The sequence below is a fragment of the Chitinophaga sancti genome (genome assembly GCF_034424315.1).
Classification (GTDB): domain Bacteria; phylum Bacteroidota; class Bacteroidia; order Chitinophagales; family Chitinophagaceae; genus Chitinophaga; species Chitinophaga sancti.
This window is the reverse complement of the sequence record NZ_CP139972.1, coordinates 3,891,202-3,903,697: the sequence shown is the minus strand read 5'-3', so window position 1 is coordinate 3,903,697 and position 12,496 is coordinate 3,891,202. Positions and strand designations below refer to the sequence as shown.

Here is a 12,496-nt window from a genome sequence, read left to right as displayed (position 1 = left end):
TTGCTATTACCACCTGTTCTTCGACTTAAACAGCAATGCAGGTGTCAATATCACATAATATAAACACATAAACGCATCCATAAACCAGCTAAACTTAAACAAATCCCCCTCATCCAGCTTCTTCATCGCCATAAAGGTAATCACACTCTGCAACAACATCTTCCCCCCAAATATCGATAACACATACACCATCATCGGCTGATAAAAAATACTCGCTATAAACAGCGGATAAAACAGGAAATGCGTCAAACTAAACAGCCCCAGCAAAAACTTATGACTAAACCTGTAATGCTTCCCCGTACTCATATGCCTCGTCTTCTGATGAAACCATTTTTTCCACGAAGTCTTCGGCTCGGAATACGTAAACGCCTGTTTATTAATCACCACCCCCACATTATGCCTGTTCGCCGCCGCATTCACAAACAAATCATCATCCCCGGAAGCAATATGATGGTGCGCGGTAAACCCTTTCTGCCTGCTAAACAACTCCCGCTTATACGCCAGGTTCCTGCCCACACCCATATAAGTAACCCCACTCAGCGCAAAACCCAGGTACTGCAGGGCACTAAAATAAGTCTCATACCGGATCACTTTATTCAACAATCCTGGCTTCTTCACATAAGGACTATACCCCAGCACAATCTCCTTCCCATCTGTAAATCCCTGGCTCATCAGCGCTAACCAGTAAGTACTACCCGGTTTACAATCCGCATCCGTCAGCAAAATATTCTCAAACTTTGCGGACCTGATCCCCATAGAAAGCGGAAACTTCTTACCAGGAATAAACTTGGCAGGTTGTTTAATCTCAATATGACGATAATGTGGATAACCAGCTTCGATAGAACGGAGGTAATATTTTGTATCATCTTCTGAATTGTCATTCACAACAATGACTTCATAAGATGGATTTTTTTTATCATGAAATCGCTGTAATAGTACGGAAGGCAGGTTTTTCTGAAGGTTCAGCTCTTCATCCTTGGCACATATTATAACAGAGAACTGAGATTCCGGCTCTGCATCAACGTCGAAGGTACGGCGATAAAAAGCTACCCTGGAAAAGACGATCAGGTAATAGAGGATCTGTATCCCTGCAACGGTAGCAAAACTGTAGAAGGCTATTAAGCCTAAGTTATACAACATAGCGTAGCAAATATATATGATTTCGATTATCTGTATAGTGCTGTGGAAAAAAAGATTTTTCAGGGAGTGGGGAACAGGGTTTCTACGCTTTCTCCCCTAAAAAACGCTAATGAAAGGAAGTTAGCTTATTTTTGCCCCCTGAAAATTGCCAGATGATATTTGAACTGACAACAACTGATAGTGAAAGTAAAGCCCGTGCCGGCGTTATTACCACCGGTCACGGGGTAATTGAAACGCCTATTTTTATGCCCGTAGGCACCGTAGGCAGTGTTAAGGCCCTGACCCAGGAGCAGATTAAAAATGATGTCCAGGCACAAATCATCCTTGGCAACACCTATCACCTCTACCTGCGTCCAGGTATGGACATCCTCTCAAGAGCCGGTGGCCTCCACAAATTCAACGGCTGGGATCGTCCAATCCTCACAGATAGTGGTGGTTACCAGGTATTTTCCCTTGCCGCCAACAGAAAGATAAAAGAAGAAGGTTGCCTTTTTCAAAGTCATATCGATGGATCCCGTCACCTTTTCACCCCTGAAAATGTAATGGACATCCAGCGTACAATCGGTGCCGATATCATCATGGCCTTCGATGAATGCCCTCCTTATCCATCCGAATACCGCTATGCGAAAAAGTCCATGGAACTGACCCATCGCTGGCTGGATCGCTGCATTGCCCGCCTGAAGGAAACACAGCCTGTTTATGGACATGAGCAAACGCTGTTCCCTATTGTGCAGGGGAGTACTTACAAAGACCTCCGTACCATTTCAGCGACCGAAATCGCTGCCCGTGATTGTGCCGGCAACGCGATTGGGGGGCTCAGTGTAGGCGAACCCGAAGCAGACATGTACGAAATGTGTGGCCTGGTATGCGACATCCTGCCAAAAGAGAAACCCCGCTACCTCATGGGGGTGGGTACTCCATGGAACATCCTGGAAAACATCGCATTAGGGGTCGATATGTTCGATTGTGTCATGCCTACCCGCAATGGTCGTAATGGCATGCTCTTCACCTGGAACGGTGTCATCAATATCAAGAATAAAAAGTGGGCAGACGACTTTTCGCCAATCGACGAAAATAGCCCCTGCTTCGCTTCCAGCCAATATAGCAAAGCCTATCTCCGCCACCTGTTCGTAGCCGGAGAGATCCTGGGTATGACCCTGGCCAGCATTCATAACCTGGCCTTCTACCTGGAACTGGTGAAAGAAGCCCGGAAACAAATTTTAACAGGAAATTATGCCCAGTGGAAGACCAGGATGGTGCCGCAGCTGAAACAAAGACTTTAGAATTTATTATTTTGCCGCCATATGATTACTAAAATAGATTGGTATATACTACGTAAGTTCATAGGTACCTTCATTTATTCCCTCACTATCCTGCTCGTAATATCTGTCGTGATAGATATTACGGAAAAGGTGGACGACTTCATGAACAGTAACTTATCTGTTTACAGGATCATTGTAGACTACTATTTTGGGTTTATTCCGCACATTGCCGCACTCTTATTTCCACTTTTTATATTTATTTCCGTAATTTTCTTCACGTCAAAGATGGCGTATCGTACAGAGATCGTAGCCATTCTGAGTGCAGGTGTGAGTTTCAGGCGTTTTCTCCGCCCTTATTGGATGGGTGCTATCCTGTTCGGAGGCATTCTCTGGCTGGGTAACTTCTGGACCGTGCCTATTGCGAATAAGATCCGTACAAAGTTTGAAAACACGTACGTGAACAAAAAAGAGGCTTCAGAAAGCATGTACGATAAAAGTATGCGTATTGATAGCTTCACTTATGTAACTTTCGGATCTTATGACCCTAACTACAAAAGTGGAGGCAATTTCGAACTGGAAGACATTCATGGGCAGGATATGCGTATGAAACTCAGATCAGAACGAATTGAATGGGATTCTGTAAAAAAAGAGTGGAAACTCAACCTTGTAACGATTCGTAAAATTAACGGCCTGCATGAAACCTGGTTCAAAACCAGGGATACCACGTTGAAACTGGCCCTGAACCCCGCCGAAATGCATGAGGAAAGGAACATGCAGGAAGCGATGACCACCCCGGAACTGACCCGGTACATTGACAGGGAAAACCTGCGGGGCGCTGAAGGATTGAACGTTTTTTATGTGGAAAAGTATCGTCGTACCGCATCATCCGCAGCAGTAGTAATCCTCTCCCTGATCGGCGGGATTATTGCATCCAAAAAGGTTCGTGGTGGTAGTGGATTGCACCTGGCAGTAGGTATCGTCATCAGTGCGACTTACATCATCATGTTGCAGTTCTCCACCGTATTTTCCATCAAGGCGAACCTGAACCCCCTGCTGGCAGTATGGATCCCCAATTTCGTATTTGGAGGCCTCGGATTCTACCTGTATATGAGAGCCCCCAAGTAAAAAATTCACATTTCTTTAATATTTAGTGAATTTAGGATTCTATACTTATTAGTATTTTGATAGCCAGTAGATTACATTTTAGCGCATAAATTATCGCCCTGACAGGGCTGATCATATTAATGTTAAGTTCATTAACAAATCATTACTTTTGACAATTGATCGTCTTTTTGTTATCATTACCAATTAACAGTTTAAAATGGGTCATATAAAAGAAAAATTTAAGGTCAAGGCCGATGAGCTGAACGTTGAAATTAAAGACCTTGTTAAAAACCACGGAACCAGAAAGATTGAGGATGTAACACTTGCACAGGTATACCAGGGTATGCGCGGCATCACTGGTATAGTTACAGAAACATCGTTGCTGGATGCGAATGAAGGTATCCGTTTCCGGGGTTACAGCATTCCGGAACTGCGTGATAATTTGCCTAAAGTGAAAGGTGGAGCGGAACCATTGCCGGAGGGACTGTTTTATTTGATGTTAATAGGAGAGTTGCCATCCGAACCAGATGTACAACATTTATCCAGCCAGTTTGCACGCCGTTCGCATGTGCCAAACCATGTATTTGCTGCGATCGATGCACTGCCGGTAAGCGCTCACCCAATGACCATGTTCACTGTGGGGGTGATGGCATTGCAAACTGAATCTTCATTTGCGAAAGCTTATGCAGAGGGTATCAATAAAAAAGATTACTGGAGCTATATGTATGACGATTCAATGGACCTCATTGCTCGTCTGCCACGTATCGCTGCTTATATATACCGTCGTAAATACAAAAATAACGTACATATTCATCCAAATGGTCTGCTGGACTGGGCGGGCAACTTCGCTCACATGCTGGGTTATGAAGATGAAGGCTTCAAGGAGCTGATGCGTTTGTACATGGTCATTCACGCTGACCACGAAGGTGGTAACGTAAGTGCACATACCACTCACCTGGTAGGTTCTGCGCTGAGCGATGCGTTTTTATCTTTTGCTGCTGGTATGAATGGTCTGGCTGGTCCCCTGCATGGTCTGGCTAACCAGGAAGTGATCAAGTGGATCATGAATATGCGTGAGGAACTGGATACAAAAGTACCTAGTAAACAACAGATTGAAGAGTATGTACGCAAGACCCTCTCAGAAGGTAAAGTAGTACCGGGTTATGGTCACGCAGTACTGCGTAAAACTGATCCTCGCTTCACTGCGCAAATGGAGTTTGCAAGAACACACCTGCCAGATGATGAACTGGTAAATACCGTTTGGAATATTTATGAAACTGTACCACCAATCCTGGAAAACCTGGGTAAGGTAAAGAATCCATGGCCTAACGTAGATGCACATTCCGGTGCACTGTTAGTACATTATGGTTTGGTAGAGTACGAGTTCTATACAGTATTGTTTGGTGTAAGCCGCGCATTGGGAGTTTTAGCCTCGCTTTGCTGGGATCGTGCACTTGGCTTCTCTCTGGAAAGACCAAAGAGTGTAACTACTCAGTGGATGAGACAGTTTGTAGAAGGAAAAGTAGAAGCAGAGTAATTTAAGTATATAAGTTTTTAGTGAGCGAACTAATGGAGGTAAAACTTCAATTAGTTCGCTTTTTTAATTTCAGCTCTTTGCATGCAGGCTGGCCCCCGGAAAAACTTGCATTTGCCGAAGGCGAATGCAAGTTTTTCGGCAATTGTATAAATGGCTTTTCTATCCCCGCCACTTCCGCTATTTTTGTATTTCACAAAATCATGGAATCTTCCACTAGAACTGCCATATTATCCAATCCAATAGAATACCTGAAAGGCGTCGGCCCTCAACGGGGAGAACTCCTGCGCAAGGAAGTCAGCATCCACACTTTCAAAGACCTGATGAACTATTTTCCCTTCCGCTACGTAGACCGTACCAAGGTGGAGAAAATCATCAGCCTCCATGCGCAAATGGATTTCGTGCAGATCAAAGGCCGCATTACCAGGATAGAAACCGTGGGAGAAAAACGTGCAAAACGCCTCGTAGCCACCCTCCGTGATGACACTGGCGAAATACCGCTCGTTTGGTTTCAGGGACACCAGTGGGTGGAAAAATCCCTCCAGCAACACGCAGTCTACCTAGTATTCGGTCGCCTCTCCGTATTCAATGGTTACCTGCAAATGTCTCACCCGGAAATGGACCTGGTCACAGAAGAAACTGCTTCCGGCAAAACAACCCTGGAACCAGTCTATTCCACCACCGAAAAATTGAAAGCAAGAGGATTAACTGCAAAGGCTATTGGCAAGCTCACTAAAAATCTGCTTGAACAATTATCCCCGCAGGAAATCCCGGAAAATATCCCACTCCCGGTTATGCAGCAATACCGGTTGATGGACAGGGCAAGATCCTTTTTCAAAATTCATTTCCCTGCCAGCGAAGAAGATGCTGCACAAGCAAGGAGAAGACTGAAATTCGAAGAACTGTTCCTCGCCCAGATCCGCATCTGCAGGCTCAAGATCAGGCGGCAAGCCGCTTCGCACGGATTTTTGTTCACAAGTGTAGGTGATACGTTTAATACATTTTACAACGAACACCTGCCTTTCGCCCTTACCGGCGCACAGAAAAGAGTATTGAAAGAAATCAGGCAGGACACCGCGACCGGTCGTCAAATGAATCGCCTGATACAGGGAGATGTAGGGAGTGGCAAAACCATGGTCGCCCTGCTCACCATGCTCCTTGCTATCGACAATGGATTTCAGGCCTGCCTTATGGCTCCTACAGAAATCCTGTCGCAGCAACACTATAAAGGCATTACTGAATTCCTGGAAAAAATGGACCTCCGGGTCGCCCTGCTCACAGGCAATGTAAAAGGCAAAGCCCGTAAGCAAATATTAAAAGATACAGAAGAAGGAAAAATACACATCCTCATTGGCACCCATGCCCTGCTGGAAAACCAGGTGGTCTTCCGCAACCTGGGCCTTGCCATTGTAGATGAGCAACATCGGTTTGGGGTTGCACAGCGTGCAAGGCTATGGCAAAAAAATACGATGCCTCCACACATCCTTGTCATGACAGCAACACCCATTCCCCGTACTTTGGCAATGACCGTTTACGGAGACCTGGATGTGTCGGTTATCGATGAGCTACCTCCCGGTCGTAAGCCTATCACCACAGTACACCGTACAGAATGGCAGCGGCCCTCCGTGATGAATTTCATCAGGGATGAAATCAAAAAGGGCCGCCAGGCGTACATTGTCTACCCATTGATCGAAGAGTCCGAAACCCTTGATTATGAGAATCTCATGAAAGGGTATGAGGAAGTGAAAGCTTTCTTCCCCGAGCCGAAGTACTATATCAGCATGGTACACGGCAAGCAGGCGGTGGATATGAAAGAAGCCAACATGCACCGTTTCGTAACAGGCGATACCCAGATCATGGTGGCTACCACCGTGATAGAAGTAGGGGTGAACGTACCCAATGCCTCCGTGATGGTGATAGAAAGTACCGAACGATTTGGCCTTTCCCAGCTTCACCAGCTGAGAGGCCGCGTGGGGAGAGGCGCAGAGCAATCTTACTGTATCCTCATGACGGGGAACAAACTGGGGGCAGACTCCAAAGAACGCATCAATGTAATGGTGCAAACCAACGATGGGTTCATCATCTCAGAGAAAGATATGGAACTGAGAGGACCGGGTGATATAGAAGGCACCCGCCAAAGCGGAATATTGGACTTAAAACTGGCTGACATCGTAGCGGACAAAGCCATCCTCGAAGCTGCCCGGGCCAGCGCAGAGAAAATTTTAAATGAAGATCCGGATCTCTCATTGCCTGAAAATCAGCCTTTACAGCGATATCTGGCCGTGCAGCAGGGTAAATCACAGTGGAGCAAAATTTCATAAACCCTTACCCGGCGTCCATTGTCAGAAAATAACCTGTGCTGCAAAATTTCTTACGGGGGTTTTACGTTTATCTATGAAATGCGCCCCGGTTTATTAGTATAAAAGAAGGTTCAACTTAAACTCCCCCGGGATTTAATGATCTAATTCCCGTAGCAGGCAGGTTGGGATAATACATACTAAAGCTTGGCGCTGTTATTGCGGTAACATATTACCGACTTCTGCGTTAAAGCTTAGTGACATTGATCAAGACATAAAATACTCCTTATCCATTGATATCCCAATGGATAAAAACAAGAAATATACAATACGGATGAAATGTAGGTTCCCTATAGGCTGCCTGGCTTTTATCATTTCGCTTTTTGCAGGTGGAAAAATGATGGCACAGACGGCGACGACGCAGGAAATGTATTATAGCACAGCTCTGAAATTCACGGAGAATAAAGGGCAGTGGACAGGCAATTTCCTATACAAAGCAGATATGGGTGGCGGAGCTGTATTCCTGAAGCGCAGCGGTTTTATGTTCCTGTTACAGAACAAAGATGACATGTATGCGCTGGCCGAAAAAATACATGGTCACGCAGGCCTGGGAGATACCACCTTTCAATGGGTACGTGGTGACGTAACTGGTTCCAACGCCCGCACATCCTCCGGCTCCAATACTGATTCCCTGCCAGCCATCAGATGCCATGCGTACGAAGTATCCTTCCTGAATGCAAACAACCCGGAAGTCTCCGCAGATAAAGCAGAAGACAGCTATTCAAATTACCTGATCGGAACTGATAAATCCAAATGGCAATCACATGTCAAATCATATGGATTGGTCAATTACAAATCTTTGTACACCGGCATTGATATGCAGGTATATTCTGATGCCGGTGTGTTGAAATATGACCTGATCGTAGCACCAGGTGCCGATGCATCACAGGTGCTGATGGAATATTCAGGGGCGGACAAAGTAGAAGTAAAGAAAGGAAACCTGATCATCACCACTTCCGTAGGTACCGTCACAGAACAAATGCCTACCGCATACCAGTACATCGATAACGAGCGTGTAAGCGTAAAGGTATCCTACGCGCTCAGCGGCACAAAACTGAAATATAAAATAAGCGATTATAACAAAGCCTATCCTCTCATCATCGATCCAAGTTATATCTTCTCTACCGTAACGGGTTCTAAAGCAGACAACTGGGGCTTTACAGCTACCTACGATGGTGCAGGTAATTTCTATGGTGGAGGGATTGTATTCGGAAACGGGTATCCTGCTACAACAGGAGCTTTCCAGACAGCTTATGGTAGCGGTTCATTTGATATAGCTATCAGTAAGTTTTCGTCCAACGGGCGTCAGCTCATTTACGCTACCTACCTGGGTGGGAGTGGTAAGGAACAACCGCACAGTCTATTCGTGGATGCTGATAATAACCTCGTGATTTCAGGCAGAACGACATCTACTGATTATCCTTATTCCAAAGAGATTGGAAAAAGAAGTGGCTGGGATATCGCAGTAACAAAATTGAATGCAGACGGTTCTAATTTTATAGGCTCACTGGTAATTGGCTCCAGTGCGGATGATGGTGTGAACATTCGTGAGGACAGGGCCCAGGGTCCAAGCTTACTGCTGCGAAACTATGGTGATGATGCACGCAGTGAAGTGGTGATAGACAGTGATGGTTATATCTATGTAGCCAGTTGTACCCGTGGTGGCGATTTCCCTGTCACCACAGGTGTATTGCAATCTACATTCGGTGGCAAACAGGATGGTGTGGTCATGAAGATTTCACCTGATTGTTCTAACCTGGTATGGGCTACATTTATAGGTGGTAGCAATGAAGATGCGGCTTATGTACTGGCACTGAATGGCACCAATAGTTTGTATGTAGCAGGTGGTACAGCCAGCAATGATTTCCCTATGAAAGGAAATGGCTTATACAAATCAAACAGAGGTGGTGCATGTGATGGCTGGATAGCGCATATAACAGCAGATGGTACCACTATTACACAAAGTACTTATATGGGTGCTACCACCCCTGCCGCTGACCAGGTGTATGGTATACAACTGGACAGCAAAGGTTTTGTGTACATCATGGGTACAACAGAAGGAGATTGGCCGGTGGTACAGCCTACAGGAACCAGCACATTTTATAATGATAAATCCAGGCAGTTCATTGCGAAACTGCAACCGGATCTTTCCGCCTTTGTATACAGCACCACATTTGGTAAAGCATCGTCTTCACCAAGTATTTCACCCGTAGCCTTCCTGGTAGACCGTTGTGAGAATGTGTATGTATCCGGATGGGGAGGAGGTATTGATATCAACCTGCGTTATCCCAATTCCAATACAAGTGGAATGCCGCTAAAAAATGCATTGCAGAGAACTACGGATACACAGGACTTCTACTTCTTTGTATTGCAGAAGGATGCCCGCGATATCCTCTTCGGTAGCTACTTTGGGGGGAACGGTACCTATGAACACGTAGATGGCGGTACCAGCCGTTTTGATAGAAATGGAGTGATCTACCAGGGTATATGCGCATGGTGTGGTACAAGCGCCAGCTTCCGGCCCAGGTATCCTACAACGCCTGGTGCATATGCTACAACAGCACCTCCGGATAATAAATGTAACCTGGGTTGCCTGAAGATTGCATTCAACCTCGATGGTATAAGAGCAGGTATCAAAACACTGGAGAGAAAAACAAATTATTGCGTTCCTGCAGACCTTACATTCATAGATACGACCGGCACAAACGCTGTTAGCTGGACATGGAATTTTGGAGATGGTTCACCGGAAGTAACCGGTACCAGCGATACTGTTAAGCATTCTTATAAGTTTCCTGGTAACTATACAGTAACCCTCGTCAAATGTGACCCAGCCAGCTGTAATGGTTGTGATACTGCCAGGCTGGCGCTGCGTATCAGAACAGACGAAGCGGTGTTCAATATGACAGCTACCAGGCTGCCGCCATGTGAGTCGCTGACTTATTCATTTGACCTGGTGAGCACACCACCTAAACCTTATCAGAGCAATTCATTCAAACTTAATTTTGGTGATGGCACAGGTGCAATAACAGTTGGACCTACTGACTTCCCGTATCAACATTCTTTTGCAGCAGATGGTATTTACAATGTAACACTGACACTGGTAGATACAAACTATTGTAATGCACCTGATGTACGTACCATGACATTACGTGTAGCTGCCAACGTGAGAGCTTCATTTATAGTGCCTGATAGTTCCTGTGTGCCGGCTACACTGGAATTTAATAATACGACTGCGGGCGGTGAATCCTTCACATGGGATTTTGGTGATGGCGGTACATCCACAGATATTTATCCGACTCACACTTATTTCCAGTCAGGCGATTATAAAGTAACTCTGCATGCAGTGGATAACAACACCTGTAACAAGACCGATGATACCACCATTACAATACATGTATTCGATTCGCCAACAGCCGACTTTATTTATGCACCGGTGACACCGATAGAAAATACACCGGTAACGTTTACCAATCAGTCATCGGCAGATGCAATTGCTTTTGAGTGGGAGTTTGGCGATGGTAAAATTTCAACACAGACAAACCCGGTATATCAGTACAGTGCCACCGGTATCTATGATGTGTACCTGATTGCTACCAATGCTACAGGATGTAAGGATACAGCGCTCAAGCAGGTGAGTGCGCTCATAATACCATTGTTTGATATTCCTTCCGCTTTCTCTCCGAACGGAGATGGTGTGAATGATATATTCTTAGTGAAAGGGTTTGGCATCGCTAAGTTCAACATGAAAATTTATAACCGCGCAGGCCGTATGGTATTCGAAACGAATGATGCGAATATCGGCTGGAACGGAATATACGCTGGAACGATTCAGCCAATGGATGCCTATGCCTATGTCATCAATGTTCAGTTCACTGATGGCACATCGGCAACAAAGAACGGTAGTGTAACCTTGTTAAGATGACGAACATGAAGCAGTTTGTAAAAATTATTGCGGGTTGTACAATGCTGTTGGGAACAGCATTACAGGGAATTGGGCAGGATATGCATTTCTCTCAGTACTTCAATGCTCCATTGCTGACTAATCCGGCTAATACAGGATTTATTCCCGACGGTAATTATCGTTTGGGCGTAACGTACCGCGACCAGTGGGCGAGTATTCCTGTACCTTACAGGACGATGTCTGCATTTGGTGATTTTCAGTTGTTTCGTGACAAGCTGGAATATGGCTGGGTAGGGGTAGGCGCTGTGTTGCTGCGGGATGTGGCGGGTTCAGGAAACCTGACATCTACCAAAGCCTATGCATCTGTCGCGTATCATCAGTTATTAGGGCAGAGTAGTTTGTTGTCATTGGGTTTTAATGTGGGGAGTGCCAATAAAAGAGTGGATGTCACGAAGCTGACATTTGGCGATCAGTGGAATGGAAAATTCTTTGATGCGCAGGTACCGACAGCAGAGCCATTCAGTGCAACAAGTGTGACGTATTATGATATGCAGGTGGGGATGAATTATGCCTATTTCCCGACAGATAATATTTATATCAATGCAGGGGTTTCTGCACAGCATGTGAACAAACCTCGTGAGACATTCTATGAAGGGAATACAGTGATTCCGAGATTGTATACAGGATTTATCAATGCGAGTATCAAGATGAGTGATAAGGTGATCATCAATCCATCTGCCTATTACGCAAGGCAGGCGGGGGCGAATGAAGTGGTGATAGGTGGTAACCTGGCGTATAATTTATCGGAGCATGGGGAGACGCAAATGTATGGTGGGGTGTATGTGAGGGCAAAGGATGCGGCGATCTTGCTGGTGGGGTACCAGTTGAAAGGGGTGAAGATGATGTTTAGTTATGATGCAACGATGTCGTCACTGGCGGCTGCGAATAGCCATAGGGGAGCTTATGAAGTGGGGATAGTGTATACGGGATTGTATCCTAACAGGGCGTTTAACGGGGCGAAGCGGATGACGATATGCCCGAGTTTCTAATGATATTTTAGTAATGGTTTGACTTGAATAAGGTCAGACCATTATTCTTTTATAAAGGCTTCTTTTTTGCTACAGTAAGCATTCTGGCCATTTCAAAAAGAGCAACCTTTTCCTTGCTGCCGCAGGCCACAACTCCAGGTATTTCCCCT

Annotated in this window: 7 protein-coding genes; 6 read left to right on the top strand and 1 reads right to left on the bottom strand. The window is 45.5% G+C overall.

Annotation, left to right across the window (positions count from 1 at the left end; all coding sequences use genetic code 11):
* Positions 1-6: 6 nt before the first annotated feature.
* Entirely contained in the window at positions 7-1,140 is a 1,134-nt protein-coding gene (locus tag U0033_RS14955; RefSeq protein ID WP_072362707.1) for a glycosyltransferase, read from the bottom strand.
* A gap of 152 nt (positions 1,141-1,292) precedes the next feature.
* Here U0033_RS14955 and tgt point away from each other — a divergent pair, with 152 nt between their 5' ends.
* The 6 genes from tgt (at position 1,293) to U0033_RS14925 (ending at position 12,347) form a co-directional block, all read left to right on the top strand.
* Positions 1,293-2,423 carry a tRNA guanosine(34) transglycosylase Tgt gene (gene tgt / locus U0033_RS14950; protein WP_072362706.1) on the top strand — a complete coding sequence of 377 codons (1,131 nt, stop codon included), beginning with the start codon at positions 1,293-1,295 and terminating at the stop codon, positions 2,421-2,423.
* Between the two features lie 21 nt (positions 2,424-2,444).
* Positions 2,445-3,527 carry an LptF/LptG family permease gene (locus tag U0033_RS14945; protein WP_072362705.1) on the top strand — a complete coding sequence of 361 codons (1,083 nt, stop codon included), beginning with the start codon at positions 2,445-2,447 and terminating at the stop codon, positions 3,525-3,527.
* A gap of 196 nt (positions 3,528-3,723) precedes the next feature.
* Positions 3,724-5,043 (top strand): citrate (Si)-synthase, eukaryotic, encoded by a 1,320-nt coding sequence (locus U0033_RS14940; protein ID WP_072362704.1) that lies wholly within the window; start codon positions 3,724-3,726, stop codon positions 5,041-5,043.
* A gap of 200 nt (positions 5,044-5,243) precedes the next feature.
* Positions 5,244-7,361: an ATP-dependent DNA helicase RecG gene (recG, locus tag U0033_RS14935; protein WP_072362743.1), complete on the top strand. Its 2,118-nt coding sequence runs from the start codon at positions 5,244-5,246 to the stop codon at positions 7,359-7,361.
* 310 nt (positions 7,362-7,671) lie between these two features.
* On the top strand, positions 7,672-11,319 hold the full coding sequence (locus U0033_RS14930; protein ID WP_177318631.1) for a gliding motility-associated C-terminal domain-containing protein: 3,648 nt from the start codon (positions 7,672-7,674) through the stop codon (positions 11,317-11,319).
* On the top strand, positions 11,316-12,347 hold the full coding sequence (locus U0033_RS14925) for a PorP/SprF family type IX secretion system membrane protein (RefSeq protein ID WP_245801798.1): 1,032 nt from the start codon (positions 11,316-11,318) through the stop codon (positions 12,345-12,347). The genes U0033_RS14930 and U0033_RS14925 overlap by 4 nt, the downstream gene beginning before the upstream one ends.
* Positions 12,348-12,496 lie beyond the last annotated feature (149 nt).